Origin of the sequence: Streptomyces sp. AC555_RSS877, from assembly GCF_019049245.1 — a bacterium.
Classification (GTDB): domain Bacteria; phylum Actinomycetota; class Actinomycetes; order Streptomycetales; family Streptomycetaceae; genus Streptomyces.
Window position 1 is genome coordinate 23,491 of record NZ_JAGMUK010000016.1, and the last position, 24,800, is coordinate 48,290.

Consider the following 24,800-nt stretch of genomic DNA (forward strand, 5'->3'; position numbering starts at 1 on the left):
TCAGTCGTCCGAGGCCAACCGGGCCGGGAAACCGCCGGTGGCGACCGGCCCCCACCGCTCCGGTTCGACCCGGATGATCGACTTGCCCTGCTTCAGCATGGCCGCCCGGTACTCGTCCCAGTCCGGGTGCTCACCGGCGATGTTCCTGTAGTACTCCACGAGCGGCTCGACGGAGTCGGGTGTGTCGATGACCTCGGCCGTGCCGTCGATCTGCACCCACGGCCCGTCCCAGTCGTCGCTCAGCACGATGAGGCTGACCCGGGGGTCCCGCCTGGCGTTGCGGGTCTTGGCGCGCTCGGGATAGGTCGAGACGACGATTCGCCCCGAGTCGTCGACCCCGCAGGTCAGCGGCGACCCCTGAGGGCTGCCGTCGGACCGGCGGGTGAGCAGGATGGCGTGGTGCCGGGGACGTACGAAGTCCAGCAACTCGTCCAGTGAGACGGCGGTATTGGTCGCGATGTTCGGTGCCATGGGCTCAGCCTAGGACGCCGGTCCACCACGCCGGTCTACGACTCCAGCGCCTCGGCGAGGTTGTCGTACACGGGGACGTCCCGCCGCGCCCCGGTCAGCTCCAGGACGCGGCCGGCCACCCCGCCGGGCATCGCCACCACCCGTACCAGCGCCCGCGGCGGGAGGCGGTGGCGTATGTCGTTGACGAGTCGTACGCCCTGGGAGTCCATGAAGTGGGTCCCGGTGAGGTCGAGGACCAGCAGGCGCAGCCGGCCGGCGCGGGCGTCGACGGCGGACAGGATGCGGGCGTACAGGCCCGGGGCGTTGCAGAAGTCGATCTCCGGGGGCAGGGCGATCACGGTGCAGCCGGGCAGATCTCGCAGATCACGCAGCTCGCACGGATTCGGGATGAAGGTCATGGCACTCTCACCTGGCAGACGTTCGTCCGTATTCCGGGGAGGCCACTTCCTGACCTGTCGCCCCCCATTCCACCACGCCGACGACTGCGTCCGAAAGTGCTCCTGGCCCTCCGTCGGCCGGACGTCACCTGGACGCAACCAAGCAGATAAAGTGCTGTCCGTCCTGTGCTCGCAGTCGGGAATGTGCTGCGGAGCTCTCCTGCGCACGGCCATTGGCCGTGCACGCCGAAGAGGTTCGTGGTGGCTGCGTCCGAGTTTCCTGATTTGCCCGGTTTCCCTGCCGGTTTCGAGCTGGCGGAAGCCCTGACGGTGGCGGCTCAGCAACTGCACGACACGGTCACCCCGCACAGCACCATGCGGGCCGCGGTCCGGCTGGCCGTGCACATCGTGCCCGGCGCCGACCACGCGGGCATCTCCGTCATCGAGAGCAGTCGGCACCGCCGTACGGTCGCCTGGACCGACGAGGTCGTGCGCACGGCCGAGTCCGGGCACCCGGAGCGCGAGCAGGACCCGTACTGGGAAGGCCTGTGGACGGCGCCCGTCGTACGGGTGGAGGACAGCGAGGCCGATGACGGCGGGAGCGTCCTCGCGGAGCTGGGCCTGCGCTCGGCGTTGTCGCTGCGGCTGCGCGCCGACCGCCGCCGCCTCACCGTGCTCACGGCCTACGCCCGCAAGCCGCGCGCCTTCGACGAGGCCGCCACCCGCGTCGGACGCCTCTTCACCGCGCACGTCAGCCTCGCCCTCGACTCCGCGACCGTGCGCGAGCAGCTGACGGAGGCCATGCGCACCCGGGACCTCATCGGACAGGCCACCGGGATTCTCATGGAACGCATGGACATGGACGCGGCCGAGGCCTTCGAGTCCCTGGTCAAGGCCTCGCAGCGGGAGAACGTCAAGCTGCGCGACCTCGCCCGCCGCATCGTCGATGCGAACAACCCCACATGACCGGCGGGGTGCGCCAAGGCGTTAACGGCCGTTGACGGGATATCCGTACGGTCATGAGTCCTGACACGCCCGACACGCTGGAGATGGCCATCGTGCGCAGCAGCGGCCTCGACACGCTGCTGCGGGATCTGACCGACCGTGCCGTCGAGGCGGTGCCAGGCGCCGCCGCGTGCAGTATCACGGTGCGCCGCGCCGACCGCCTGCTGACGCTGGCAGGCAGCCGCGGCATGCCGAGCGGCCTCGACCAGCGCCAGTACGAGAACGGGTCGGGGCCGTGCGTGGAGGCCGCCGAGACCCAGGCCGAGCAGTACGCCTCCGACCTGGAGACGGAGACCCGCTGGCCCACCTACACGTCGTACGCCCTCTCGGTCGGCGTGCGCTGCGTGCTGGCGCTGCCGATCGACGTCGAGGGCGAAAGAGGCGCCGCCCTCAACCTCTACGGCGTGGAGACCGGCGCGCTGGGCGGGGGCCGGGACGCGGCCCGCGCCTTCGCCGCCCGGGTGGGCGACGCGGTCAACGTCGCCCTGCGGGTCGAGCGCCGCCGGGAGTCCGCCGCCGACGTGCGCACCGCGCTGCTCTCCCGCAGCGTCATCGACCAGGCGATCGGCATCCTCATGGCCCAGGAACGCATCGACGCCCACAACGCCCTGCAACGCCTGCGCCGGGTCTCGCAGGACCACAACGTCAAACTCCGCGACCTGTGCACCGACCTGGTGACACGAGCGAGCGGCGGCGGCAATCGACGTTAGGCCTGCGGGAGCGACTCGCCCTGCACCGCCTGGATGTCCAGCTCCACCTTCAGGGTGGTACCGATGGCGGCGATGCCCGCCTGGACGACCTGGTTGTAGTCCATGGCGAAGTCCTCGCGCCGCAGTTGGGCCGTCGCCCGGAACGCCGCCCGGGTGCCGCCCCATGGGTCCGAACCCGTGCCGAGGTAGGCCAGATCCAGGTCCACCGGTCGTACGACTCCGTGCAACCCCAGTTCACCGTGGACGGTCCAGCGGTCGGAACCGGCCGCCGTCAGCCCCGTCGACCGGTAGGTGATCTCCGGGAAGCGCTCGACGTCGAGAAAGTCCGCGGACCTCAGGTGGGTGTCCCGCATGCCGTTGCCGGTGTCGATGGACGCGGCCCGGATGACCGCCTCGACGCGGGACTTGCTCACGTCGTCGGGGGCGACCTCGATGGAGGCAGCGAAGTCGGTGAACCGTCCGCGCACGCTGGAGATTCCCAGGTGCTGGGCCACCGCGGCCACACTGGAGTGCGCCGGATCGACGGTCCACGGTCCCGGCGGCGGCAGTTCGGTGCCGCCCTGCCGGGCCAGCGTCACCGTGCCGACCTCGGCCCGCCCGCTCGCGGTGACGAGGGCGCTCGCCGCGGCGGGCGCGTATCCGACCGCCGTGACGATCACGGTGTACGCCCCCGGCGCGAGCTCGCTCGCGTCCCGCACGGCCCCGTCCCCGTCGGCCTCGGCGCGCAGCACCTGCGAGCCGGCCATGTCGGTCACCGTGACGACCGCGTGCGACACGGCCCATCCGTCCCGCGTACGGATCTTCGCGGTCAGTCCCATCTCACGTAACTCCTCGAATGAGACCGGCCCGTGGGGGTGCGCACCTCCGCTCGGAGTGCGCACAGCGCCACGGGCCGGGGCTGAACTACTCGCCGGGGTGGGCGAGTTCGATGTCGTGGTCGTCGACCCCGCGGCCGTCGACGGTCAGGGCGGTCGCCACCGGCGGGTACCCCGTCGCGATGACGGTGTAGTCGCCGCCGTCCAGGTCGGCGAAGGCGTACGCCCCGTCCGTCCCGGTGGTGGACGTCCCGACCACGTTGCCCGCCGCGTCCACGAGCGTGACCCGCGCGTCCGCCAGCGGACCGTGCGGCGCCCGTACGACACCCTGGAGCTGCGCTCCGGCATCGAGGTCGATCTCGATCCGGGTGACCCCGGTGCCGCCGATCTCGACGGGCAGGGCCCGCGGCCGGTGGCCGGCGGCGTTCACCGCGACGGTCACCGTCCCCGGAATCAGCTCGGTGAAGGCGAACTCGCCCTGCTCGCCGGTGGCGGCGGTGGCCAGCAGGTCACCGCGCACGTCCGTCACGATCACCATGGCGTCCTTGACGGGCAGCGCGCTCTGCGCGGCCCGCACGACACCGCTGAGCCCGCTGGTGCCGCTGAGCAGGATGTCGTACGACACCGGCTCGTCCCCCACGACCACGGTGGACGCCTGCGGCTGGAACCCGTCGGCGGAGGCGATCAGGACGTACGACCCGGCACCCGGCGCGTCCACGCCGTAGGAACCGTCGGCCTGTGCGACGGACCGGCCCAGCTGCCGTCCCGCCAGCGAGATCAGCGTGACGGCGGCCTGCGGGACGGGCGCGCTCTCGGCACCGCGGACATGGCCGCGGACCGGAATTCCACCTGACACCGGTGCGGTCCCCCTCTCGACGGTGGCGACGGCCGCGAGCCTCTGCGTGCCCTGCGGACCGGCTTCGGTGCTCGTCTCGGCGACGGCCGGGCTCGGGACCTTCTCGGCGGCCGGAGCGACGTCGGCGCCCTCGGCACCGGCGGCCGGAGCCTTCGCCGCCGCGGCCTGCGCCAGCCCGCCCGAGGTCCGCAGCGGGACCTCCTTGATGAACAGCGTGACCAGGAAGGCGACCAGCGCGAGCGGCGCGGCGATCAGGAAGACGTCCGCGATGCCGTGGCCGTACGCGCTCTCCATCACGGTGCGCAGCGGACCGGGCAGACTGTCCATGTCCGGGATGCTGCTGCCGGTGCTCGAACCGGCGGCGGCGGACGCGTACTTGGGGTCGAGCGTGCTGAGGCCGTCCTTGGCGTAGTCGGTGATCCGGTTGGCCATGACGGCGCCCAGCGCCGAGACGCCGACCGCACCGCCGAGGGACCGGAAGAACGTCACCGTGGAGCTGGCCGCGCCCAGGTCGGCCGGGTCCACCTGGTTCTGCGTGCACAGCACCAGGTTCTGCATCATCATGCCGATGCCGAGGCCCAGGAGCGCCATGAAGATCGCGATGTGCCAGTACTCGGTGTCGTAGCGGATCGTGCCGAGCAGGCCCAGCCCCGCGGTCACGAGCACACCGCCGGCCAGCAGCCAGGCCTTCCAGCGGCCGGTCTTGGTGATGACCTGCCCGGAGACCGTCGACGAGACGAACAGACCGCCGATCATCGGGATGGTCATGACGCCGGACATCGTCGGCGACTTGTCGCGGGCCAGCTGGAAGTACTGGCTGAAGAAGACCGTGCCGGTGAACATCGCGACGCCCACGAAGAGCGAGGCGATGGAGGACAGGGTGATGGTGCGGTTGCGGAACAGCCGCAGCGGGATGATCGGCTCGCTCGCCTTGGACTCGACGAGCACGAACAGCAGGCCGAGCACGACCGAGCCGCCGACCATCGCGTACGTCTGCCACGACACCCAGTCGAACTTGTCACCGGCGAAGGTGACCCAGAGCAGCAGCAGCGAGACAGCGGCGGAGATGAAGAACGCGCCGCCCCAGTCGACCTTCACGTCCCGCTTCACGACGGGCAGGTGCAGGGTCTTCTGCAGCACGATCAGCGCGATGACCGCGAACGGCACACCGACGTAGAAGCACCAGCGCCAGCCGAGCCAGCTGGTGTCGGTGATGACACCGCCGAGCAGCGGACCGCCGACGGTGGCGATGGCGAAGGTCGCGCCGAGGTAGCCGGAGTAGCGCCCACGCTCACGCGGGGAGATCATCGCGGCCATCACGATCTGCGCGAGGGCGGACAGACCGCCGACGCCGATGCCCTGCACCACGCGGCACGCGATCAGCATGCCGGGGTTCTGCGACAGACCCGCGGCGGCCGATCCGAGCACGTAGATGACGAGGGCTATCTGGACGAGAGCCTTCTTGCTGAACAGGTCGGAGAGCTTGCCCCACAGAGGCGTGGCCGCCGTCATGGACAGCAGCGCGGCGGTGACGACCCAGGTGTAGGCGGACTGGCCGCCGCCGAGGTCGCCGATGATCTCGGGGAGGGCGTTGGTGACGATCGTGGACGACAGGATCGCCACGAACATTCCGAGCAGCAACCCGGAGAGCGCTTCCATGATCTGCCGGTGCGTCATCTGGACGCCGTCCGGGGAGCCTCCCCCGTGCTTGGCGTGGGCCCGCACACCGGCCGGTGTGGTCGTTGCCATGGACTTCCTTCTCTTACTTGGTGATCGCGGGTGTACGGGGGGACTGCTCGGCCACGGGAGCGGTGGGCGGCCGGGGCTCCACGTCGGAGGGGAGCGGGGCGTGCGTGGCATGCGAGGCATGCGGTGTGTGGGAGACACGGCAGTCGTCGAAGCTCGCCCGGAGCCGTGCCATCAGCACGGTCAGCTGGGCCACCTCGTCGTCGCTCCAGTCGCTCAGCCGCTCGGCGAGGATCCGGCAGGTCAGCCGGGACATCTCGGCCAGCCGGGCCTGGCCCGCGGGCGTGAGGCGCAGGATGCGGGAGCGCTTGTCCGCCGGGTCGGGGGAGCGGTCGATCCAGCCGCGCTCGGCCACATGGGCCACATGCCTGCTGGTCACCGACATGTCCACGGCGAGCAGTTCCGCGAGCTTGCTCATGCGCATGTCCCCGTGGCGGCCGAGCAGCGTGAGCACGGCGGCGGAACCGCTCGGGCAGTCGGGCGGCATGATCCGTCCCAGCTCCCGGCGCACGGCGCCGAAGGCACTGAACTGACGGATCAGCTCCTCGTACTGCGCCTGCTCGGCCATCACACACCTCCCGTGTTCGTTGCTTAGGGCAACCATAGAACCGGTTGGTTGTTACAGGCAAATAAGGAGCGGGGGGCCGCGGTCAAAAAGTTGGCAAAGGCAAGTATTGCGACCGTAAACGCACAGCTGAGGGAATGTGGTGCGGACCCGGAGCCCCCGCTTGGGCCACACCCTTGGATTCGCTAGGGTCTCGGGGCATGGCTAACACGCAGGGCCCCCAGGGCAACCACGACCCCGCCGGCAGCACCCAGATGTTCCGCGCGTTCGTCGACGAGGCCCCTCAGGGCCGGCAGCGGCAGGCGGCTCCCTCTTCCTCCGGCGGTCCCCGCCTCGGCCTGATCATCGGCATCGTCGCCGCGGTGGCGATCGTTGCGGCGGTGGCCTGGCTGGCGCTCAAGTAACACCCAGGAGTCACCTCCGTGGCGGACTCGCCGTCGTACGACGGGGCTTGGTGCCTTCGGGCGGCGGAGTGCGCGCACCGGCGCCGATCGGGGCGGGTTCCGGGCTGCCCTCCGGAATGGCCTCCGGGGCATACGGATTGCCCGCGTCGCCGCTGAACCGCCGGCCGGCACCGGCGTCACCTGCCGGTCGGCGTCGGCGCCGGCGCCGTACCGGAGACCCGGGGCGGACCACCGCACGCCGCCCCGTGGCGACGCGACCGCCACCACCGCCCCGCACGCGGCGGCCGACGCGTCGCCCAGCACGACGACGGCCGCCGACGCGCCGGTCAGGGCGCACCGACGGCCAAATTGTCCGTCCGGAACGGGTCGCTCGAAGCATCTCGGAATGGTGGCCGACGCCCCGTCGAACAGGAGACCCCTGGCGAGGGCTCCCACAGCCCGGGCCTCAGCCAGGGACGGAACCCTGAGGCTCAGCCCCGAGACCAGGCCCTCAGGGATCGAACCCCGAGGCGCAGCCCCGGCCCCGAGACCAGCCCCGGGCCTGTAACCCTGAGGCTCAGCCCCGAGACCGGGCCCCGAGACCAGCCCCGGGCCTGTAACCCTGAGGCTCAGCCCCGAGACCGGGCCCCGAGACCGGGCCCCGAGACCGGGCCCCGAGACTCAGTCGGAGATGAGCCCCTCCCGCAGCTGCGCCAGTGTCCGGGTCAGCAGCCGGGAGACGTGCATCTGGGAGATGCCGACCTCCTCGCCGATCTGCGACTGGGTCATGTTGGCGAAGAAGCGCAGCATGATGATCTGGCGCTCGCGCGGCGGCAGCTTGGCCAGCAGCGGCTTCAGCGACTCCCGGTACTCCACGCCCTCCAGCGCCGTGTCCTCGTAGCCGAGGCGGTCCGCGAGGGAGCCCTCGCCGCCGTCGTCCTCGGGGGCCGGGGAGTCGAGCGAGGAGGCGGTGTAGGCGTTGCCGACCGCGAGGCCGTCGACGACGTCCTCCTCGGACACGCCCAGGACCACGGCGAGTTCGGTGACGGTCGGGGAGCGGTCCAGCTTCTGGGCGAGCTCGTCGCTGGCCTTGGTGAGGGCGAGCCGCAGCTCCTGGAGGCGCCGCGGGACGCGGACCGACCAGGACGTGTCCCGGAAGAACCGCTTGATCTCACCGACGACCGTCGGCATCGCGAACGTCGGGAACTCCACGCCGCGTTCGCAGTCGAAGCGGTCGATCGCCTTGATCAGGCCGATCGTGCCGACCTGGACGATGTCCTCCATCGGCTCGTTGCGGGAGCGGAAGCGGGCGGCCGCGTAGCGCACCAGCGGGAGGTTGAGCTCGATGAGGGTGTCCCGTACGTACGCGCGCTCGGGGCTGTTCTCGTCGAGTGCGGCAAGCCGCAGGAAGAGGGAGCGGGACAGGGTGCGGGTGTCGAGAGCTCCCGAGGTCGGGAGGGCCGGGGCCGGCGCGGCCTCGACGGCCGTTACGTCGTCGAGTGCGGGCGCGGGCTCGCTCTTTGTGAGCGTGAGCACCTTCGAGCTGCCCTGGTCTGCGGACATGCCACCCCCTTTGGGTCGCGGGACGGTACGGCGAACGCTCCGTCGAGGAACGTCAGCCTTCACCTGAATACCGGAGCCGAGGCCACGGCAAACGCGCTTCCGGCAGAATGTCACATGTCGGCAACACGCTGTAGTGACATGTCGACATGCGAGACGCGAATACGCCCTGCCTACAGGGGGTCTGACGGTATTTCGGCACAGAAATGCCGGGATCCGCGCTGGTGAGCGATTCAGTCCTGCCGGTGACGACTCGATCCCCTATTCGGTTACGAGCCGACCGGACTTCCGCCTACGCGTCGATCCGGTTCGCGGAACGCAGTCGCTGGAAGCTACGCGCGAGTAGCCGCGAGACGTGCATCTGGGAGACGCCGAGTTCCGCGCTGATCTGCGACTGGGTGAGATTGCTGTAGTAGCGCAGCAGAAGAATGCGCTGTTCCCGCTCCGGCAATTGCACCAGCAGGTGCCGTACGAGATCCCGGTGCTCCACGCCGTCCAGGGCGGGGTCCTCGTAGCCGAGCCGGTCCAGCAGTCCCGGCAGTCCGTCGCCCTCCTGGGCGGCCTCCAGCGAGGTGGCGTGGTACGACCGTCCGGCCTCGATGCAGGACAGCACCTCCTCCTCGGTGATGCGCAGCCGCTCGGCGATCTCGGAGGTCGTCGGGGTGCGCCCGAAGGCGGTGGTCAGGTCCTCGGTCGCGCTGTTGACCTGCACCCACAGCTCGTGGAGCCGGCGCGGGACGTGGACCGTACGGACGTTGTCGCGGAAGTACCGCTTGATCTCGCCGACGACGGTCGGCATCGCGAACGTCGGGAACTGCACGCCCCGGTCCGGGTCGAAGCGGTCGATGGCGTTGATGAGGCCGATGGTGCCGACCTGGATGACGTCCTCCATCGGCTCGTTGCGGGAGCGGAAGCGGGCGGCCGCGTAGCGCACGAGCGGGAGGTTGGCCTCGATGAGCGCCCCGCGCACGCGGCTGTGCTCCGGCGTGCCCGGCGCCAGCCCTTTGAGCTGGCCGAAGAGCACCTGCGTGAGTGCCCGGGTGTCCGCACCGCGGCTGCGTTGGGGTGTGGCCGGCGCTGCGGCCGGCGCGGCTTCGGCGACCTCGACGACTTCCTGGGGCGGCGCAGTACTGGCCGACACGGTCAACGCCACCTCTTCATCGGTCTTCATCGGTCAACTCATCCATCAAAAGCGGTCATAGCATCACAAGACATGTGCACTGTGTGCAAGCACCGCATAACGCCGTGTTGAGGTGAGAGTTGGGGCGGACGACACGAAAGAGCCCTCCGCCGTACCGGCGGAGGGCTGCTCAGGAGGTGAGGAATGCGAGGGGTGCCGGAGGTGCGAGAGGTCAGTACGCGTAGTCCGCGATCACCCAGGTGGCGAACTCCTGCCACAGGGCCACGCCGGCCTGGTGGTCGGGGTGCTCGACGTACCGGCGCAGGGCGGGCAGGTCGTCGAAGCCGGAGTTGATGGCGAAGTCGTAGGCGATGGGCCGGTCGCTGAGGTTCCAGCCGAGCTCCCAGGAGCGGATCTCGGGGATGGTGCCGTCGAGCGCCCGGAAGGCCTCGAAGCCCCGCACGACTCGCGGGTCGTCGCGCTCGACGCCCTCGTTGAGCTTGAAGAGGACCAGATGGCGGATCATGTGCGCTTCTCCTACTTGGCGCCGTCGGCGAGCCACGTGAAGAAGTCGCCGATGGACCTGGCTGCGTCCGATATGCCCTCGAAGGCTATCTGGACGTAGTCGGCGGCCTTGGCCGGGTCCGTGATGATCACGTAGAGCACGAAGACCACGGCAACGTAGACGGCGATCTTCTTCGCGTTCACCGCCATCGCGGCCTCCCTGTTTTCTCCGGTGTTGACCCCAACGAGCGCACATGATCGCACGAAGGGCCCCGTCTTTCGACGGGGCCCTTCTTCTGCGGTAGCGGAGGGATTTGAACCCTCGGTGACTTGCGCCACACTCGCTTTCGAGGCGAGCTCCTTCGGCCGCTCGGACACGCTACCGAGGGAGACCTTACAGCACGGTGGGGCATGGTTTGAAATCGGTATTCGGCCGGTACCGGGCGTCAGCGGGAGCGGAAGAAGTCGGTCAGCAGACGGGCGCACTCCCCGGCGAGCACACCCTCGATCACCTCGGGACGGTGGTTGAGCCGGCGGTCGCGGACGACGTCCCAGAGGGAGCCGGCCGCACCCGCCTTCTCGTCGCGGGCCCCGTAGACCACCCGGTCCACGCGGGACTGCACGATCGCGCCCGCACACATCGTGCAGGGCTCCAGCGTCACGACGAGCGTGCAGTCGGCCAGCCGCCACCCACCGAGCCGGGCGGCCGCCCGGCGGATCGCCAAAACCTCCGCGTGCGCGGTCGGGTCGCCGGTGGCCTCGCGTTCGTTGTGCCCGGCTGCCAGGACGGTTTCGCCGTCGCCGGCCAGCACCACGGCGCCGACGGGGACGTCACCGCCCCGGCCGGCCCGCCCGGCCTCTTCCAGGGCGAGCCGCATCGCGGCCCGCCAGGCGTCGCGTACCGGGTCCGGTGTGGTTCCCGCGGTCGGTGGGGTCAGCGGACGGCCTCCAGGACCTCCGAGGCGCCCAGGGCCTCGGCGATCTCGGTGACCGCGTCCCGCGACAGCGACTTCAGCTCCTTCTCGCCGACGCCGAGGTCGTCCAGGATGCGGATGTCGCCGACCGGGCCGTGCGGCACGAGCTCGCCGGAGCCGCCGTCCTCGGCGTCACCGTCCTCCTCGTCCTCACCGTCCTCGGTGCCGTCGAGATCGAGGGCGTCCAGGTCGGGCTCGTCGTCGTCGGGATCCCTGCCGAGCAGTTCGTCGGTGAGCAGGATCTCGCCGTACGAACTGCGGGCGGCGGCGGCTGCGTCCGAGACGTAGATACGCGGATCCTCCTCACCGTCGAGGCGGACGACGCCGAACCAGGCGTCCTCCTGCTCGATCAGTACGAGCACCGTGTCCTCGTCGGGAGAGGCCTCCCGGGCCAGGTCGGCCAGATCCGACAGGGTCTCCACATCGTCGAGCTCCGTGTCGCTCGCTTCCCACCCGTCTTCGGTGCGCGCGAGCAGTGCGGCGAAGTACACCGTGACTCTCCCACTGGTCATAGGCGTGCCGGTTGGGGGTCCCCCCGGCGGAGGCTGTGGGCGGGAGAGCTGTGCTCCGAGCCCCACCCACTCGGCATCGTGGCAGAAACATGCCGCTCAGGGGGACGTCTTCGGCTCCCTGTGTGTCCGGCTGCCGCCGATCCCGTGGCAGCGGAGGGCCCGTCGAGGTCTCACCAGCGCACTCGTTGCCGCCAACAGCGGATCGTACGCGGCTTTCCCAGGCGCCCACGCATGGCCACCCGGACAACGCGCGACGGCTCCGCGGTCTGCCAACTCGAAGGGCCCGTCGGCGTGTCTCGGCTCCCGTCCCGGCTGCTAGGGCCTGCCGGCGGATCAAGTCGCAGGACATCCGCGGCGCCTCATCGACGCAGATCGGCGTGCCAGGCCCCGCGTCTGCGGCATGATCCGCCGGACAGGCCCTGGCGGGCTCTCACCAACGGAACGTCCGCATGCGCATCGCGTGCCGCAGGCGGGCCGTCTTGGCCCGGCGTGGCTGGACGCGGTCGCGCAGTTCGCGGGCCTCGGCCAGGTCGCGCAGGAACTGGGCACGGCGCCGACGGCGCTCGGCGTCGGTCCTCGGGGCCGACGCGTCCTCTCGGATATAGCGGTCAGGCATAGGCACACCACCCTGGTACGTCCCTCCCACTTTCCCTCTGCCGGGCGGTTTGATGCCAGCGCAAGGCCTATCGGAGCGCGGCACTGGTCCCCGGTTACTGTTAGCGCCATGCGCCTCCACGTCGTCGACCACCCTCTGGTCGCTCACAAGCTCACCGCGTTGCGCGACCAGCGCACCGACTCCGCGACCTTCCGCCGTCTCGCCGACGAGCTGGTCACCCTGCTCGCCTACGAGGCCACGCGTGACGTGCGCACCGAGCAGGTCGACATCACGACGCCGGTGGCCTCGACCACGGGCGTCAAGCTCTCCTACCCGCGCCCTCTGGTGGTGCCGATCCTGCGGGCCGGCCTCGGCATGCTGGAGGGCATGGTCCGGCTGCTGCCGACCGCCGAGGTGGGCTTCATGGGCATGATCCGCGACGAGGAGACGCTGCAGGCGTCCACGTACGCCACGCGTATGCCGGAGGACCTCTCCGGCCGCCAGGTGTACGTCCTCGACCCGATGCTCGCCACCGGCGGCACCCTGGTCGCGGCGATCCGGGAGCTGATCAAGCGCGGTGCGGACGACGTCACCGCCGTGGTGCTCCTCGCCGCCCCCGAAGGCGTCGAGCTCATGGAGCGCGAGCTCGCGGGCACCCCGGTCACGGTCGTGACCGCCTCGGTCGACGAGCGCCTGAACGAGCACGGCTACATCGTGCCGGGCCTGGGCGACGCGGGGGACCGGATGTACGGGGCGGCCGAGTAGGCCTCGGCACAAGCCCTCGCACGAGGGCCCTCGTGCGAGGAGGGCCTTCGTGCGAGGCTCAGCAGTTCTGCTTCGAGGAAGTGGACGTCGGCTGGGGCGCGGCCAGTGCGGCCAGCGCCTTGTCGGCGTCCGCCTTGCTGTTCAGGCTCTTGTAGCCGGTCCCGATGATCAGGTCGAGCTCGGTGCCCTTGCGGGCGGCGTCCGTGCGGCGCTCGGCCGTGGAGAGCTGGGTGGCGAGGACGGGCAGCGAGGTGTTCAGGGAGGACGCGGGGCCGAGCAGCAGCCCGGTGCCCTTGACCTTCTTGTCGAACTCCTTCGTCGCGTTGCCCACGTCCCCGATCTTGAAGCCGCGCTTCTTCAGCTCGTCCGCGGCCTTCTTGGCGAGGCCGCTGCGGGGGGTCGCGTTGAACACGTTGACCGTGATCTGGGCGGGCTTGACCGTGGCGGCGGCGGACGGGGAGGCCGACGGGGTCGCCCGGGTGCCGCAGCCCGCCTTGGGGCCGACCGCCTCGGCCTTCTTGCCCCCGCCGGTGAAGACGTCGATGAGCTGCAGGGTCCCCCATCCGGTCAGCCCGAGCGCGGCGGCGGAGGCCACCAGCCCGAGGACGAGCCTGCCGCGCCGCCTGTGCCCGCGCATGCGGGGGTACTTGTCTCCCGTGATCCGGTACTGGCCGCCCATGCCGGGGGGAGTCAGCATGCTCATGGGCGCAGCGTAGTGCGCTCGGGCGACGATTCCTACTAGATGATCATTGGACGTGGTGCAGGAGAACCCGAAAGGGCCAACCCGTCACGGGCAGGCGTCTCAGTCGAGTTCGAGCACGCGCGCGTGCAGCACCTGGCGTTGCTGGAGGGCCGCGCGGACCGCTCGGTGGAGGCCGTCCTCCAGATACAGGTCGCCCTGCCACTTCACGACGTGCGCGAAGAGGTCGCCGTAGAACGTGGAGTCCTCGGCGAGCAGGGTTTCCAGGTCGAGCTGGCCCTTGGTCGTCACGAGCTGATCGAGGCGGACCGGGCGCGGCGCGACGTCCGCCCACTGCCGGGTGCTTTCCCGGCCGTGGTCGGGGTACGGCCGGCCGTTTCCGATGCGCTTGAAGATCACACGGAAAGCCTACCGGGCAAGAGCTTCCGGGCGCAGCCTTGGCGGCGGAGTGTAGGGCCGGAAAAGACGCCGTAAAACGAGGCAAAAGGTAACTAGGGTCCGAGATGAGTGACAGCGAAACGATTCGGCAGGCCGCCGTTTCCGGAGCTCCGGGGGGTGCCCCCGGCCCTCCCCGAGGAGGCCCCTGAAGATCACCTCCGGGTGGGCCTCTCCCGCCCCGCTCTCGACCGGGGCGCCCTGCTCGGCACCCGGAGTGGCCGGGAGATCACTTTCCGCCTTCGGTGCGACACGGCGGAGGCGGTAGGTCCGCCTCCGCCGACGGGTCAGCGGCCCGGTTCCTCCGGGGGCCGCTGCGGCTTCGGTTCCTTCACCTGCGGAACCTGCTCTTTCGGTGCGTTGCGTGCCGCCTCGGCGCGCAGGAGGGCGCGCAGGACCGCGTACGGGTCGTTCGTCATGTCGGTGTTCCTCGCGTTCTCTGGGTTCCTTGCGTCGTGCTGACGGACCGGAGGGCGGGAGCCGGTTCTGTCAGCAGCGCAGGACCACTGAGCGCAGGGCGTGCAGCGCGGCCGGGGGGCGCGGCTGTACGGGCAGGGGCCGGGCGGCCGGGGCGGCGGGCGGCCCGGCCGGGAAGGGCGCGGGCCGCGGCGGCGCGAGGAGACGTCCGGCGCCCCGGGACACCGGACGCAGCACGGTGTCCAGGACGTCGTACTCGAAGACCGCCGAGCCGGCCTCGGCGGCCACCGGGGAGACGGGAACCGCCTGTGCGCCCGCGTGCGCGCCCGGTATGGACAGGGCGAGCAGCAGGACGAGCACCCGCAGCCAGGCACGCCGACGGGCGGGGCCGGAGGCTTGCGGTGCGGCGGTGCTCACGGGAAGTCATCTCCCCGTGCGGCCTACGTGGTTCATCCCACCGGCGGTGAAAACCGCCCGCTCGGCCTACATTCCGGGCCGGCCGGGTCACCCGGACGGCGGCTACTTGCCGGCAGCCTTCGCGGCCTTCGCCGCCGCCTTCATCTCCTGCTTGTGCGCGCGGACCTTGGTCAGCGACTGGGGCCCGGTGATGTCGGCGACGGAACGGAAGGACTTCGGCTCGCCGTAGGCGCCCGCGGCCTCGCGCCAGCCCTCGGGCCGCACGCCGAGCTGCTTGCCGAGCAGGGCGAGGAAGATCTGGGCCTTCTGCTTGCCGAAGCCGGGCAGCTCCTGAAGGCGGCGCAGCAGTTCCCGTCCGTCGCTCACGCCCTTCCAGACGAGCTCGGCGTTCCCGTCGTAGTGCTCGACGAGGTACTGGCACAGCTGCTGGATCCGCTTGGCCATCGATCCCGGGTAGCGGTGCACGGCCGGCTTCTCCGACAGGAGCGCGGCGAAGGCATCCGGGTCCTGTGCGGCGATCTCGTGCGCGTCCAGGTCGTCGGCGCCGAGCCGGCCCGCAATCGTGCGGGGCCCCTTGAACGCCCACTCCATCGGAACCTGCTGGTCCAGCAGCATCCCGACCAGCGCGGCGAGCGGGGAGCGCCCGAGAAGCTCGTCGGCCTCGGGGTCCTGGGCGAGGTGAAGAGTGACGTCCATGACCCCGATCATGCCTCCGTGTCCCTCAGTTCTCCACGTGAGGGCTGGTCAGCGCCGCGCCGAAGTACCCCTTCACCCCGCGCACGGTGATGCCGGCGCTCTTGCCGCAGAGGTTGGCCGAGCCCTTCAGGACGGGGCCGGCGGCCGAGCCGCGGGCGATCCACAGGCAGCCGTCGCTGTTCTCGGCGGGAGCGCCGACCACGGCCTCGGCCTTGCCGTCCTGGTTGAGGTCGGCGAGGTGGACGGTGGCGCCGAACCAGTCGCCGGTCTCGGCGGCGCCGGGGATGTCCGCCGTGTCCTGGGTGTAGCCCGCCGCCTTGGCGGTGGTCAGGCCGGTGGCGGAGCCGCGCAGCAGGACGGCCGCGCCCGCCGAGGCGCGGGTGCCGACGGCCTCCTCGGGCGAGCCGACCAGGACGTCCGTGTAGCCGTCGGCGTTCACGTCGCCGAGGCTCAGCGACTGGCCGAACCAGTCGCCCCACTCCGCGGTGCCGGGGACGCCCGCGGTGTCCTGGTGGAAGACCTTCGGCTTCTGCGTGGCGGTGATGCCTTGGGCGCTGCCGTACAGGACCTGGATCTCACCGCCCTTGCGGGCGGCGCCGGGCGCGTTGAAGTGGGACTGGTCGCCCGCGATGCCGGTGACCAGGTCGCCGTAGCCGTCGCCGTTGAGGTCGCCGATGCGGCCCGCGTGGCCGTCGGCGTAGGGGAGCTCGACGGGCCAGGTCTCGCGGGAGTTCTCGGCGTCGGGGGCCCCGCTGTCGACGTCCACCGGGCCGCGGATGTCGCCGTCGGTGGGACCGGCCAGGTAGAAGCGCTCCGCCCGGCCGTCGCCGTTGACGTCGCCCATCACCACGCCCCGGGCGTTGACCCGCCACTCGAGATAACGGGAGGCGGAGCCGCCGGTGCGGGTGAAGGGGCCGGTGTAGGAGGAGGCCGAGCAGCCCGAGCCGATGCCGGCCTCGGGAGCGCCGTCTCCGTTCATGTCGCCGGTGGCCAGGGACATGCCGAAACGGCAGTACGTCCTGCCGTCCCCGAACCCGGCGGGCGGGGCGATGTTCGCGCCGCCCTTCAGCCCGGTCGGTCCGCCCCACACGACGGTCACGGAACCGCGGGCCTCGATGCCGCCGACGTCCTCGCGGGGCGTGCCGACGAGCAGATCGGCATAGCCGTCCCGGTCCAGGTCGGCACTGGCCACCGTGGTCCCGAACTGGTCCCACTTCTCCGGCTCGCCGGGGACTCCCGCCGTCGCCTGGGTGACGACCGTCCGGCGCGTGGCGCCGACCGAGGACTTCGACCCGTACAGCACGACGACCGAGCCGGCCTCCTCCACGGTGCCGTTGGCCGCGTTCGGCGCTCCCACGGCGAGGTCGCGGTAGCCGTCGCCGTTGAAGTCGTCCTGGACGGCGGCGGTGTTGGCGCCCTTGTAGGGGGCGGCGGCGGACGACGTCATCGGGGTGAGCGTGACGCCGGCGACGGCCGTGAGAACGGCGGTCGCCAAGACTGCTCTGCGCAACGGGGCTCCTGGGTCGTGCGGCAACAGATGCTGCACACGACCCACGGATCACACAAAGGGTTGTACGCGCCCCTGATACCGGGTCAGCCGGCCCGCCAGTACCCCAGCGCGTGCACCCGCTGCTTGGGAAGCCCCAGTTCCTTGCGGACGTACGTCGAGAGGGTCCGGGTGGTCGCCGTGTCGCAGGCGATCCAGACGTACGGCTCCGGGCCGGCCTTCAGCAGGTCGGGCAGGGCCGCCTTCACCTCGGCGACGAGGTGGGCGCCGGAGTCCCGCCGGGGCACGGGGCGTACGTCGTGCCGGGCGGGGTCGGTGCGGAAGGGGAGGCCCTCGAGGGCGGCGTCGAGAGCGGTGCCGGGGGTGCCGTCCGAGGTGCCGTCGGGGGTGCTCTCGAACCAGATGGTCGCCGGGGCCGGGGCGAGGGCGTCGAGGAGGGAGTTGAGGGCGGGCAGCGAGGCGGCGTCGCCGATCGCGAAGACGTGCGAGGGCATGGGATCGGGCTGCCGGAAGTCGGTGCCGTGCACGGTCGCCTCGATGGTGTCGCCGGGCTTCGCCGCCCTTGCCCAGTCGCTGGCGCACCCCTCGTGCAGGGCGAACTCCAGGCTGAAGGTGCCGGCCGCGGGGTCGGGGTCGGGGTCGACCAGGGTGTAGGCGCGCTGGTGCGGTCTGCCCGCGTTGTCGAACCAGAGCCGCACCCACATCGTCGGGTGGACCCCGGTGGCCGCCAGCATGCCGCCGTCGGTGAGGTGGACGCGCCGGTAGTGCCCGGTGACGTCCTCCGCACCGGTCACGGTGAACACGAAGTCCTTCGCCCGCAGCAGTTTGAGTACCGCGCCCTCCCAGCCGTGCCCCTGCCTCATCGCGTTTTCACCCTTCGCGTACGATTCCCTCACCATTTAGTTAGGCAAGCCTAACCTAAAGCGTAGAATCCAAGCACAGACAGGGCACAGGGATGAGCACCGAGATCTTCCGCGACGCCTGGGGAATCCCCCACCTCCGCGCCGGCAGCGCGCGGGGGCTCGCCCGCGCCCAGGGCCGGGTCACCGCCCGCGACCGCGCCTGGCAGCTGGAGGTCGAGCGGCACCGCACCCAGGGCACCTCGGCCGCCTTCCTCGGCACCGAGGCCCTGGCCTGGGACCTCTTCGCGAGACGGGCCCGCCTCGCCGACACGTCCAGACGCTGCTTCACCGCCCTGGAGAGACGGGACCCGGAGACGGCCGACTGGGTGCGGGCGTACGTCGACGGCGTGAACGAAGAGCTCGCGCGGAGCGAGGCCCCCGAGTTCGCCCGCGTCGGTCTGGCTCCGGGCCGCTGGGATCCCTGGACCCCGCTCGGCGTCTGGCTCGCCACGCACATCCTCTTCGCCGGCTTCCCCGCCAAGCTCTGGCGCGAGCAGGTCGTCCGGCATCTGGGAGCCGACGCCGTCCGGTTGTTCGCCACCGACGGCCCCGGCACCTCCGGCAGCAACGGCTGGCTGGTCGGCGGCGAACGCACGACCACCGGCCAGGCGGTCATCGCCGGCGACCCGCACCGCTTCATCGAGGACCCCGGCGTCTACCAGCAGATCCACCTGTCCTGCCCCGAGTTCGACGTCGTCGGCCTCGCCGTCCCCGGCGTCCCCGGCATCGCCCACTTCGGCCACACCGGCACGGTCGCCTGGGCCATCACCAACGCGATGGCCGACTACCAGGACCTCTACCGCGAGAGGCTGCGCCGCACCGGCGCCGGCGTCGAGGCGCTCGGCCCGGACGGGCTCTGGCACCGGGCCGCCCGGCACCCGGAGACCGTCGAGGTGGCGGGGGAGGAGCCGGTCGAGGTCGAGGTCATCGAGACGGAACGGGGACCGGTGATCGCCGGCGGCCCCGAAGGACTCGACGACGGCACCCCGCTCGCGCTCACCCTGCGCTATCCGCCCCGCGTCACCGAAGACCTCGGCTTCAGCGCCCTGCTCCCCCTGCTGCGGGCCCGCCGGGTCGCCGACGTCGACCACGCCTTCGACCTGTGGGCCGAGCCCGTGAACGTCGTCCAGGCCGCCGACACCGAGGGCGGCCTGCTGCACCGCGTCGCGGGCCGGGTGCCGGTGCGCTCCGACGCCAACCGCACCCACCTCGTCCCCGCCTGGGAACCCGGCCACGACTGGCAGGGCTGGCACGAGACGCCCCGGGCCGGTCTCACCGACGGCATCGCCGTGATGGCCAACCAGCGCGGCCCCGCGGCCCCGCTCGGCGTCGAGTTCGCCGCACCCCACCGCGCCGACCGCATCACCGCCCTCCTCACTCAGAAGGACCACTGGTCGCCCGCCGACATGCCGGTCATCCACATGGACACCCGCCTCGCCTCCGCCGTACCGCTCCTCGGCCACCTGGAAGCGCTGCACGGACTGACCCCCGAGGCCACCGCCCTGAGGGACGCCCTCCTGCGCTGGGACCGCCACATGGACGCCGACAGCACGGACGCGGCCCTGTACGCGGCCGTGCGCGGTGCGGTCGTACGCCATCTCGCGGCCCACCCGGCGTTCGCCGCGCTGACCTCCCCGCCCGCGTACCCGGAGGTCTTCCTGCCGTGGCTCGCGCTCGTCCCGCGGATCGGCTTCGCCCTCGAACACCTGCTGCGGGCACGGGAGCTGTACGGGATCGACCGCGCGGAGATCGTCCGCAGGGCCGTGGAGGAGGTGGCGGCCGCCGGGAACCCGCCCGCCACCTGGGGTGACACACACCGCCTGTTCGCCTGGCGGGCGCTCACCGGCACACCCGACGAGGGTCCGGGCCTGTCCGGCGATCACGACTGCGTGCTGTGCACCTCCGCCGTACCGGGCTGGACCGATATCAGCGCGCGCGGCCCGGCGGCCCGTTACGTGTGGGACCTCGCGCGGCGCGAGGACAGCCTCTGGGTGGTGCCCCTCGGCGCCTCCGGGATCCCCGGCTCGGCCCATCACCGTGACCAACTCCCCCTGTGGCTCAGGGGTGACCTCGTGCCGGTCGTCACCGACTGGCGGCACCTGACGAAGGAGACCGATGTCTGACGCGCACGCCACCACCCGCGACCCCGTCCACGAGCAGCGAGTCGACGGCTTCGGCACCGTCCGCGTCCTGCCCCTGGACGCGGCCGCCGACGCCGAGGTCGTCCACGCGTGGGTGAGTGAGGAGCGGGCGTCCTTCTGGGGCATGAACGGGCTGAGCAGGGATCAGGTCGCCGAGATCTACGCCCACATGGACAGCCTCGACACGCACCACGCCTTCCTGGTGCTGAAGGACGGCGAACCGGTCGCCCTCCTCCAGACCTACGAGCCGGAGGCCGACCGCGTCAGCGAGTGCTACGAGGTGCGCCCCGGCGACATCGGCGTCCACCTGCTGCTGGCGCCCGCGGGGCGGAACGGTACGAGCCCCGGCTGGTCGTCGGCGCTGCTCACCGCCGTCACCTCGTACGTGCTGCGGGGCCTGGACCGCACTCGCGTCGTCGTCGACCCCGACGTGCGCAACGAGAAGGCCATCGCGCGCTTCCTGAAGCAGGGCTTCGAGGCGGGCCCGGTCGTCGTCCTGCCGGAAATAGACCTCCCGGACGTGTACCTGCCCGAGAAGCACGCCCAACTCGCGTTCCTGAACCGGGAGGTAGCCTTCCCGGGGTGACCCCAGACGACCTCGTCGCCCACTACGGTCTGGAGCCCATCCCCCGCGAGGGCGGGCTGTTCCGACGCACCTGGGCGGGACCGGAACTGCCGGACGGCCGGCCCGCGGGCTCGGCGATCGTCGCCCTGCTCACCGCGGACGACTTCTCCGCCCTGCACCGCCTGCCCACCGACGAGATCTGGCACTTCTACCTGGGCGACCCGCTGGAACTCCTGCTCCTCGCCCCAGACGGCACGACGACGGCCACCGTCCTCGGACCGGACGTACTCGGCGGCCAGCACCCGCAGCTCACCGTCCCCGGCGGCACCTGGATGGGCGGACGTGTGGCGGCGGGCGGCCAGTGGACCTTCTTCGGCTGCACCATGGCACCCGGATTCACCTACGAGGACTACGAACACGGCGACGCGGCACAGCTGGCGGCGCGTTACCCGGCCCAGGCCGGCCGGATCGCGGCACTGTGCCGTCCATGAGACTCCTCGAAGGGCACGTGGCCCTGGTCACCGGCGCGGGCGGCGGCATCGGACGGGGCATCGCCCTGCGGTTCGCCGAGGAGGGCGCGGCGGTCGCCCTGCACTGCCGTACGGCGGTGGAGCCGGCGCGCGCGGCGGCGGCCCGCATCCGGGACGCGGGCGGGCGGGCCGTCGTCCTGCGGGCGGACCTCACCGACGAGGAGGAGTGCCGGGGCCTGGTGCGGGAGGCCGCCGAGTGGGGCGAGGGCCGGCTGACGGCGCTGGTCAACAACGCGGGCGTCCAGCCGGCCCGGGCGCTGCCCGGGATGACGGCGGCACAGTGGCGGGCGGTGGTGGACACCAACCTGACGAGCGTCTTCGCGTGCACGCAGGCCGCGGTGGAGGTGATGCGCGGGACGGGGGCGTCGGGTTCCGGTTCCGTGACCCACGTCGCGTCCATCGAGGCGAGCCATCCCGCCGCCGACCACGCCCACTACGCCGCCTCCAAGGCCGCCGTGGTCATGCACGCGCGAGCGGCGGCCCTGGAGTACGGCCCCCACGGCATCCGCGTCAACACGGTCTCACCCGGGCTGATCGACCGGGAGGGACTGGGCGAGGCCTGGCCGGAAGGCGTACGGCGATGGGAGCGGGCGGCGCCGCTGGGACGGCTGGGGCGACCGGAGGACGTCGGCGACGCGTGCGTGTTCCTGGCGTCGCGGCTCGCGTCCTGGATCACCGGGCAGGACCTGGTGGTGGACGGTGGGGTGACGGCGCGGCCGACGTGGTGAGCGTTCCGGCCGTCGTGTCCGTACCTGTCCGGTAGGCGGCAAGTCCACAGACGGAGAAGAGACGTGGAGCGTGCGGGTGAGTTCAGGGCAGGCGCAGGCCGAGGACGCCGGGGACTTCAAGGGCTGGTGCTGCTGGGCACCGTGCTGGTCCTGCTCCTCCTCGGCAGCGCGGGACCGGCGTCGGCCCACGCCGCTCTCCGCGACAGCGACCCCAAGGACGGAACCGTCCTCAAGTCCGCCCCCCGCCACCTGACCCTCAGCTTCACCGAGTCCGTGGGCCTTCTGGAGGACTCGTTCCGCGTCCTGGACCCGGACAACCACCGCCTGCGCACGGGCGAGGCCCAGCACGCACCCGAGGGCTCCGACACGGCCCGGGTCACCCTGCCCGCGAAGCTCGCCGAGGGCACGTACGTGGTGGCCTGGCGGGTGGTGTCGGCGGACAGCCACCCGGTGTCCGGGGCGTTCACCTTCTCGGTGGGCAAGCCCTCCGCGACCACGGCGGTGGTCGGCACGGACCCGGTCGAGAACCCGGTGACGGCAGGCCTGTACACCATCGCCCGCTACCTGGCGTACCTGGCCGCGGCGCTGCTGATCGGCACGGCCGTCTTCATGACGGCCTGCCGCCCCCCGGACCCCGCCCCCCTGCGAAGGCTCCTGCGCGCGGGCTGGTGGGCCCTGCTGGCCTCCACCGTGGCGCTGCTCATGCTGCGCGCCCCGTACGAGTCGGGCACCGCCCCGTCCCTCGACCCCGCGGCCTTCACCCGCACCCTGACCACCCGCCCCGGCCTGGTCCTGCTGGCCCGCCTGGCCCTCCTCCTGCCGCTGGCCGTCTTCCTCGTACGACTGCTGCGGCGCGAGTCGCTGTCGCGCGCCTGGCTCGCCGCGGGTACCGCCCTCAGCGTCGGCCTGGCGCTGACCTGGGCCGCCGGCGAGCACGCGTCGGCCGGCATCCAGGTGCCGGTGGCGATGACGTCGTCCGTCCTGCACGTCCTCGCGATGGCGGTCTGGCTGGGCGGCCTGACGGCACTGCTGACCTCGCTGTACCGCTCACAGGCAGCCGTTCCGGCGTCGGTGGTGACCTCCTTCTCCCGCCTGGCCTTCTGGTCGGTGACCGTCCTGGTCGTCACCGGCGTCTACCAGTCCTGGCGGGGCCTCGGCTCCGGGAACGCCCTCACCGACACCACCTACGGCCGCCTCCTGGTCGTCAAGCTCGCCGCGGTCCTCGCGCTGCTGGCGGCGGCGAGCGTGTCACGGCGGTGGACGGCCCGGCTGACGCAGGTGGAGGCGGCCGTACCCGAACGGGTACCGGAGCCGGTGGGCGGCCCGCCGGCTCCGCGGGAGCCCGCCGCCGTCCCCGTCTCCCCCTCGACCACGCACCACTTGGGCCTGCGCCGCTCGGTCCTGGCCGAGGGCGCCGTGGGCGTGGCGGTACTGGTGATCACGACCATCCTCACCGGCACGCTGCCGGGCCGAGCGGCCGCCGAAGCCGCCGAAACGGCGTCCACCACCGGCCTGCCCACCGCCTCCGTCACCACCATCCCCTTCGACGTCGGCATCCCGGGCGGCCAGGGCAAGGTGCAGATCACTCTCGACCCCGGCCGCACCGGCGACAACCGCGTGGAAGCCGTCGTCTACGGCCCCGACGACGGCATCTCCACCGTTCCCGAGCTCCGCCTCTCCCTCACCCTCCCCAGTCAGGACATCGGCCCCATCGACGCCCGGCTCACCGACAAGGGCGGCTACTGGGCCACCAACGCCCTCAACCTCCCCATCGCCGGCGACTGGGAGATGAAGGTGACGGTCCGGGTCACGGAGATCGATCAGGTGAGCGAGTCGAAGACGGTGCGGATCGTGGGCTAGGCAGGGCCTGGCCGGCGAGCAGACGCTCCATCGTCTCGGCGGCACGGACGGCGGAGTCGGCGCAGCAGTTGTTGAAGAGGACGTGGAGCTGGCCGACCCGCCCGGCGAGAGCGCGTAAGCGGGGCACCCACTCCTCGAGTTCGGCGCGCGAGTAGTCGTACCGGAAGCGGTCCTCCTTGCTCCCGGTCCCCCAGGCGGCACTGCGCCCGTGGAACCGTACGACGGACAGGCGCGGCGAGGTCACGGGCGTGACGGGCGGTATGGAGGAGGGCAGCGTCCGCACCATGTCGACCCCGACGGCGGCGAAGCCGAGGCGGGTGAGCAGCGAGGCGGTCGCCTGCGCCGGTCCGTCCCGTCCCTCCGGTCCTTCCGGCTCGCTCCTCCACCACGCGGGATGCCGGAACTCCACGGTGACCGGCCACCCGGCCGTCCGCACCGCGCACTCCTCCAGAAACGCCTCGGCCCGCGCCCCCGGCCGGAACCACGGCGGGAACTGGAACAGCACACCCCCGAGTCGCCCGGCCTCCCGCAGCGGCCCGATCCCGGCGGCGAACCGCGCCCACACCTCGTCGAGCACGGCAGGGTCCCCTGCGTCGGCGGGTAACCCGTCGGGCAGGGACCGCTCCCTGGTCGGGTGCCCGGTGAGCAGCGAGAACGCCTTCACGTCGAACACGAACCCGTCCGGGGTCCGCTCCGCCCACAACCGGCTGTTCCGCTCCGCGGGCAGCGCGTAGTAACCGGAGTCCACCTCGACCACCGGAAACCGCCCCGCGTAGTACCGCAGCCGCCCTTCGGCGTCCCGCTGCCCGGCGGGATACCACCCGCTGGCGACCAGGGCCCGATCGGTCCAGGAACACGTGCCGACGAGGATGTCACCCATGGGGGAGCGGTTACCCGGCTGCCGGGCAGGAACGCGACGGACGCCTCAGGAGTCCTTGCATACG

The 24,800-nt window shown here is 71.8% G+C and carries 29 protein-coding genes and 1 tRNA gene; 9 read left to right on the forward strand and 21 right to left on the reverse strand.

The annotated features are described in order from the left end of the window. Together KUM49_RS07345 and KUM49_RS07350 are read right to left on the reverse strand one after the other, a co-directional pair. Positions 1–471: a PPOX class F420-dependent oxidoreductase gene (locus KUM49_RS07345; RefSeq protein ID WP_217235904.1), complete on the reverse strand. Its 471-nt coding sequence runs from the start codon at positions 469–471 to the stop codon at positions 1–3. 35 nt (positions 472–506) lie between these two features. Further along, complete coding sequence (locus tag KUM49_RS07350; RefSeq protein ID WP_217235905.1) at positions 507–869, reverse strand: STAS domain-containing protein; 363 nt, start codon at positions 867–869, stop codon at positions 507–509. Positions 870–1,133: 264 nt separating this feature from the next. Between KUM49_RS07350 and KUM49_RS07355 the strand changes: the two genes are divergently transcribed. Both KUM49_RS07355 and KUM49_RS07360 read left to right on the forward strand, forming a co-directional pair. Continuing rightward, positions 1,134–1,814: an ANTAR domain-containing protein gene (locus KUM49_RS07355; RefSeq protein ID WP_217235906.1), complete on the forward strand. Its 681-nt coding sequence runs from the start codon at positions 1,134–1,136 to the stop codon at positions 1,812–1,814. 53 nt (positions 1,815–1,867) lie between these two features. Beyond that, positions 1,868–2,563 carry a GAF and ANTAR domain-containing protein gene (locus KUM49_RS07360; protein ID WP_217235907.1) on the forward strand — a complete coding sequence of 232 codons (696 nt, stop codon included), beginning with the start codon at positions 1,868–1,870 and terminating at the stop codon, positions 2,561–2,563. Here the strand turns inward: KUM49_RS07360 and KUM49_RS07365 are convergent. The 3 genes from KUM49_RS07365 to KUM49_RS07375 all read right to left on the reverse strand — a co-directional run bounded on the left by KUM49_RS07365 (position 2,560) and on the right by KUM49_RS07375 (position 6,548). Further along, positions 2,560–3,381: a YceI family protein gene (locus KUM49_RS07365; RefSeq protein ID WP_217235908.1), complete on the reverse strand. Its 822-nt coding sequence runs from the start codon at positions 3,379–3,381 to the stop codon at positions 2,560–2,562. The two genes, KUM49_RS07360 and KUM49_RS07365, sit on opposite strands and share 4 nt — an antisense overlap. An 85-nt stretch (positions 3,382–3,466) precedes the next feature. After that, entirely contained in the window at positions 3,467–5,983 is a 2,517-nt protein-coding gene (locus tag KUM49_RS07370; RefSeq protein WP_217235909.1) for an MFS transporter, read from the reverse strand. 13 nt (positions 5,984–5,996) lie between these two features. Beyond that, positions 5,997–6,548: a MarR family winged helix-turn-helix transcriptional regulator gene (locus KUM49_RS07375; protein WP_217235910.1), complete on the reverse strand. Its 552-nt coding sequence runs from the start codon at positions 6,546–6,548 to the stop codon at positions 5,997–5,999. A 197-nt stretch (positions 6,549–6,745) separates the two neighbouring features. Between KUM49_RS07375 and KUM49_RS07380 the strand changes: the two genes are divergently transcribed. Further along, positions 6,746–6,949, forward strand: coding sequence for a hypothetical protein (locus tag KUM49_RS07380; RefSeq protein ID WP_217235911.1), 204 nt, complete (start codon positions 6,746–6,748; stop codon positions 6,947–6,949). Positions 6,950–7,609: 660 nt separating this feature from the next. On the opposite strand, the gene KUM49_RS07385 is transcribed toward KUM49_RS07380, so the two are convergent. The 8 genes from KUM49_RS07385 to KUM49_RS07420 form a co-directional block, all read right to left on the reverse strand. Continuing rightward, the gene (locus KUM49_RS07385; RefSeq protein WP_217235912.1) at positions 7,610–8,491 is read right to left on the reverse strand and encodes an RNA polymerase sigma factor SigF; all 882 of its coding nucleotides are present in this window, start codon (positions 8,489–8,491) and stop codon (positions 7,610–7,612) included. Between the two features lie 289 nt (positions 8,492–8,780). Beyond that, a complete protein-coding gene (locus KUM49_RS07390) occupies positions 8,781–9,659 on the reverse strand; it encodes an RNA polymerase sigma factor SigF (RefSeq protein WP_217235913.1) in 879 nt (292 codons plus the stop codon). A gap of 181 nt (positions 9,660–9,840) precedes the next feature. Further along, the gene (locus KUM49_RS07395; RefSeq protein WP_217235914.1) at positions 9,841–10,134 is read right to left on the reverse strand and encodes a Dabb family protein; all 294 of its coding nucleotides are present in this window, start codon (positions 10,132–10,134) and stop codon (positions 9,841–9,843) included. An 11-nt stretch (positions 10,135–10,145) separates the two neighbouring features. Beyond that, entirely contained in the window at positions 10,146–10,322 is a 177-nt protein-coding gene (locus KUM49_RS07400) for a hypothetical protein (protein WP_217235915.1), read from the reverse strand. 89 nt (positions 10,323–10,411) lie between these two features. Then, positions 10,412–10,496: transfer RNA gene (locus KUM49_RS07405), tRNA-Ser, on the reverse strand. 62 nt (positions 10,497–10,558) lie between these two features. After that, a complete protein-coding gene (tadA, locus tag KUM49_RS07410; RefSeq protein ID WP_254400873.1) occupies positions 10,559–10,990 on the reverse strand; it encodes a tRNA adenosine(34) deaminase TadA in 432 nt (143 codons plus the stop codon). Positions 10,991–11,046: 56 nt separating this feature from the next. After that, positions 11,047–11,577, reverse strand: a complete 531-nt coding sequence (locus tag KUM49_RS07415) for a hypothetical protein (protein ID WP_217236011.1) — start codon at positions 11,575–11,577, stop codon at positions 11,047–11,049. A gap of 451 nt (positions 11,578–12,028) precedes the next feature. Next, the gene (locus KUM49_RS07420) at positions 12,029–12,214 is read right to left on the reverse strand and encodes a hypothetical protein (RefSeq protein ID WP_217235916.1); all 186 of its coding nucleotides are present in this window, start codon (positions 12,212–12,214) and stop codon (positions 12,029–12,031) included. Between the two features lie 108 nt (positions 12,215–12,322). On the opposite strand from KUM49_RS07420, the gene upp reads away from it, so the two are divergent. After that, entirely contained in the window at positions 12,323–12,958 is a 636-nt protein-coding gene (upp, locus tag KUM49_RS07425; protein ID WP_217235917.1) for a uracil phosphoribosyltransferase, read from the forward strand. A 58-nt stretch (positions 12,959–13,016) separates the two neighbouring features. On the opposite strand, the gene KUM49_RS07430 is transcribed toward upp, so the two are convergent. From KUM49_RS07430 to KUM49_RS07455, 7 genes are all read right to left on the reverse strand, one after another. Further along, on the reverse strand, positions 13,017–13,661 hold the full coding sequence (locus KUM49_RS07430) for a LytR C-terminal domain-containing protein (protein WP_254400875.1): 645 nt from the start codon (positions 13,659–13,661) through the stop codon (positions 13,017–13,019). Between the two features lie 99 nt (positions 13,662–13,760). Further along, positions 13,761–14,057 carry a type II toxin-antitoxin system VapB family antitoxin gene (locus tag KUM49_RS07435; protein ID WP_003999914.1) on the reverse strand — a complete coding sequence of 99 codons (297 nt, stop codon included), beginning with the start codon at positions 14,055–14,057 and terminating at the stop codon, positions 13,761–13,763. 323 nt (positions 14,058–14,380) lie between these two features. After that, positions 14,381–14,512 carry a hypothetical protein gene (locus KUM49_RS49740; protein WP_302185407.1) on the reverse strand — a complete coding sequence of 44 codons (132 nt, stop codon included), beginning with the start codon at positions 14,510–14,512 and terminating at the stop codon, positions 14,381–14,383. A gap of 70 nt (positions 14,513–14,582) precedes the next feature. Further along, on the reverse strand, positions 14,583–14,927 hold the full coding sequence (locus tag KUM49_RS07440) for a hypothetical protein (protein WP_308406561.1): 345 nt from the start codon (positions 14,925–14,927) through the stop codon (positions 14,583–14,585). Between the two features lie 102 nt (positions 14,928–15,029). Then, entirely contained in the window at positions 15,030–15,623 is a 594-nt protein-coding gene (locus tag KUM49_RS07445) for an HhH-GPD-type base excision DNA repair protein (RefSeq protein WP_217235918.1), read from the reverse strand. Between the two features lie 25 nt (positions 15,624–15,648). After that, the gene (locus KUM49_RS07450; protein ID WP_217235919.1) at positions 15,649–17,133 is read right to left on the reverse strand and encodes an FG-GAP-like repeat-containing protein; all 1,485 of its coding nucleotides are present in this window, start codon (positions 17,131–17,133) and stop codon (positions 15,649–15,651) included. An 83-nt stretch (positions 17,134–17,216) separates the two neighbouring features. Further along, complete coding sequence (locus tag KUM49_RS07455; protein WP_217235920.1) at positions 17,217–17,993, reverse strand: siderophore-interacting protein; 777 nt, start codon at positions 17,991–17,993, stop codon at positions 17,217–17,219. A gap of 92 nt (positions 17,994–18,085) precedes the next feature. Here KUM49_RS07455 and KUM49_RS07460 point away from each other — a divergent pair, with 92 nt between their 5' ends. The 5 genes from KUM49_RS07460 to KUM49_RS07480 all read left to right on the forward strand — a co-directional run bounded on the left by KUM49_RS07460 (position 18,086) and on the right by KUM49_RS07480 (position 23,856). Then, on the forward strand, positions 18,086–20,155 hold the full coding sequence (locus KUM49_RS07460) for a penicillin acylase family protein (RefSeq protein ID WP_217235921.1): 2,070 nt from the start codon (positions 18,086–18,088) through the stop codon (positions 20,153–20,155). After that, positions 20,148–20,759, forward strand: a complete 612-nt coding sequence (locus KUM49_RS07465; RefSeq protein WP_217235922.1) for a GNAT family N-acetyltransferase — start codon at positions 20,148–20,150, stop codon at positions 20,757–20,759. Before KUM49_RS07460 ends, KUM49_RS07465 begins: the two co-directional genes overlap by 8 nt. Then, the gene (locus KUM49_RS07470; RefSeq protein WP_217235923.1) at positions 20,756–21,229 is read left to right on the forward strand and encodes a cupin domain-containing protein; all 474 of its coding nucleotides are present in this window, start codon (positions 20,756–20,758) and stop codon (positions 21,227–21,229) included. The genes KUM49_RS07465 and KUM49_RS07470 overlap by 4 nt, the downstream gene beginning before the upstream one ends. Next, the gene (locus tag KUM49_RS07475) at positions 21,226–21,996 is read left to right on the forward strand and encodes an SDR family NAD(P)-dependent oxidoreductase (protein ID WP_217235924.1); all 771 of its coding nucleotides are present in this window, start codon (positions 21,226–21,228) and stop codon (positions 21,994–21,996) included. The genes KUM49_RS07470 and KUM49_RS07475 overlap by 4 nt, the downstream gene beginning before the upstream one ends. Positions 21,997–22,122: 126 nt before the next feature. After that, positions 22,123–23,856, forward strand: a complete 1,734-nt coding sequence (locus KUM49_RS07480; RefSeq protein ID WP_217236014.1) for a copper resistance protein CopC — start codon at positions 22,123–22,125, stop codon at positions 23,854–23,856. Here KUM49_RS07480 and KUM49_RS07485 read toward each other — a convergent pair. Then, positions 23,804–24,736 carry a DUF72 domain-containing protein gene (locus KUM49_RS07485; RefSeq protein ID WP_217235925.1) on the reverse strand — a complete coding sequence of 311 codons (933 nt, stop codon included), beginning with the start codon at positions 24,734–24,736 and terminating at the stop codon, positions 23,804–23,806. The genes KUM49_RS07480 and KUM49_RS07485 overlap by 53 nt on opposite strands. Between the last annotated feature and the right edge of the window lie 64 nt (positions 24,737–24,800).

What these genes read in the sequence shown, in the direction of transcription:
- KUM49_RS07345 (WP_217235904.1), bottom strand. Translation starts at nt 471, where the DNA reads ATGGCACCGAACATCGCGACCAATACCGCCGTCTCACTGGACGAGTTG.
- KUM49_RS07350 (WP_217235905.1), bottom strand. Translation starts at nt 869, where the DNA reads ATGACCTTCATCCCGAATCCGTGCGAGCTGCGTGATCTGCGAGATCTG.
- KUM49_RS07360 (WP_217235907.1), top strand. Translation starts at nt 1,868, where the DNA reads ATGAGTCCTGACACGCCCGACACGCTGGAGATGGCCATCGTGCGCAGC.
- KUM49_RS07365 (WP_217235908.1), bottom strand. Translation starts at nt 3,381, where the DNA reads ATGGGACTGACCGCGAAGATCCGTACGCGGGACGGATGGGCCGTGTCG.
- KUM49_RS07370 (WP_217235909.1), bottom strand. Translation starts at nt 5,983, where the DNA reads ATGGCAACGACCACACCGGCCGGTGTGCGGGCCCACGCCAAGCACGGG.
- KUM49_RS07375 (WP_217235910.1), bottom strand. Translation starts at nt 6,548, where the DNA reads ATGGCCGAGCAGGCGCAGTACGAGGAGCTGATCCGTCAGTTCAGTGCC.
- KUM49_RS07380 (WP_217235911.1), top strand. Translation starts at nt 6,746, where the DNA reads ATGGCTAACACGCAGGGCCCCCAGGGCAACCACGACCCCGCCGGCAGC.
- KUM49_RS07385 (WP_217235912.1), bottom strand. Translation starts at nt 8,491, where the DNA reads ATGTCCGCAGACCAGGGCAGCTCGAAGGTGCTCACGCTCACAAAGAGC.
- KUM49_RS07390 (WP_217235913.1), bottom strand. Translation starts at nt 9,659, where the DNA reads ATGAAGACCGATGAAGAGGTGGCGTTGACCGTGTCGGCCAGTACTGCG.
- KUM49_RS07395 (WP_217235914.1), bottom strand. Translation starts at nt 10,134, where the DNA reads ATGATCCGCCATCTGGTCCTCTTCAAGCTCAACGAGGGCGTCGAGCGC.
- KUM49_RS07400 (WP_217235915.1), bottom strand. Translation starts at nt 10,322, where the DNA reads ATGGCGGTGAACGCGAAGAAGATCGCCGTCTACGTTGCCGTGGTCTTC.
- tadA (WP_254400873.1), bottom strand. Translation starts at nt 10,990, where the DNA reads ATGCGGCTCGCCCTGGAAGAGGCCGGGCGGGCCGGCCGGGGCGGTGAC.
- KUM49_RS07420 (WP_217235916.1), bottom strand. Translation starts at nt 12,214, where the DNA reads ATGCCTGACCGCTATATCCGAGAGGACGCGTCGGCCCCGAGGACCGAC.
- upp (WP_217235917.1), top strand. Translation starts at nt 12,323, where the DNA reads ATGCGCCTCCACGTCGTCGACCACCCTCTGGTCGCTCACAAGCTCACC.
- KUM49_RS07430 (WP_254400875.1), bottom strand. Translation starts at nt 13,661, where the DNA reads ATGAGCATGCTGACTCCCCCCGGCATGGGCGGCCAGTACCGGATCACG.
- KUM49_RS49740 (WP_302185407.1), bottom strand. Translation starts at nt 14,512, where the DNA reads ATGACGAACGACCCGTACGCGGTCCTGCGCGCCCTCCTGCGCGCCGAG.
- KUM49_RS07445 (WP_217235918.1), bottom strand. Translation starts at nt 15,623, where the DNA reads ATGGACGTCACTCTTCACCTCGCCCAGGACCCCGAGGCCGACGAGCTT.
- KUM49_RS07455 (WP_217235920.1), bottom strand. Translation starts at nt 17,993, where the DNA reads ATGAGGCAGGGGCACGGCTGGGAGGGCGCGGTACTCAAACTGCTGCGG.
- KUM49_RS07460 (WP_217235921.1), top strand. Translation starts at nt 18,086, where the DNA reads ATGAGCACCGAGATCTTCCGCGACGCCTGGGGAATCCCCCACCTCCGC.
- KUM49_RS07465 (WP_217235922.1), top strand. Translation starts at nt 20,148, where the DNA reads ATGTCTGACGCGCACGCCACCACCCGCGACCCCGTCCACGAGCAGCGA.
- KUM49_RS07475 (WP_217235924.1), top strand. Translation starts at nt 21,226, where the DNA reads ATGAGACTCCTCGAAGGGCACGTGGCCCTGGTCACCGGCGCGGGCGGC.
- KUM49_RS07485 (WP_217235925.1), bottom strand. Translation starts at nt 24,736, where the DNA reads ATGGGTGACATCCTCGTCGGCACGTGTTCCTGGACCGATCGGGCCCTG.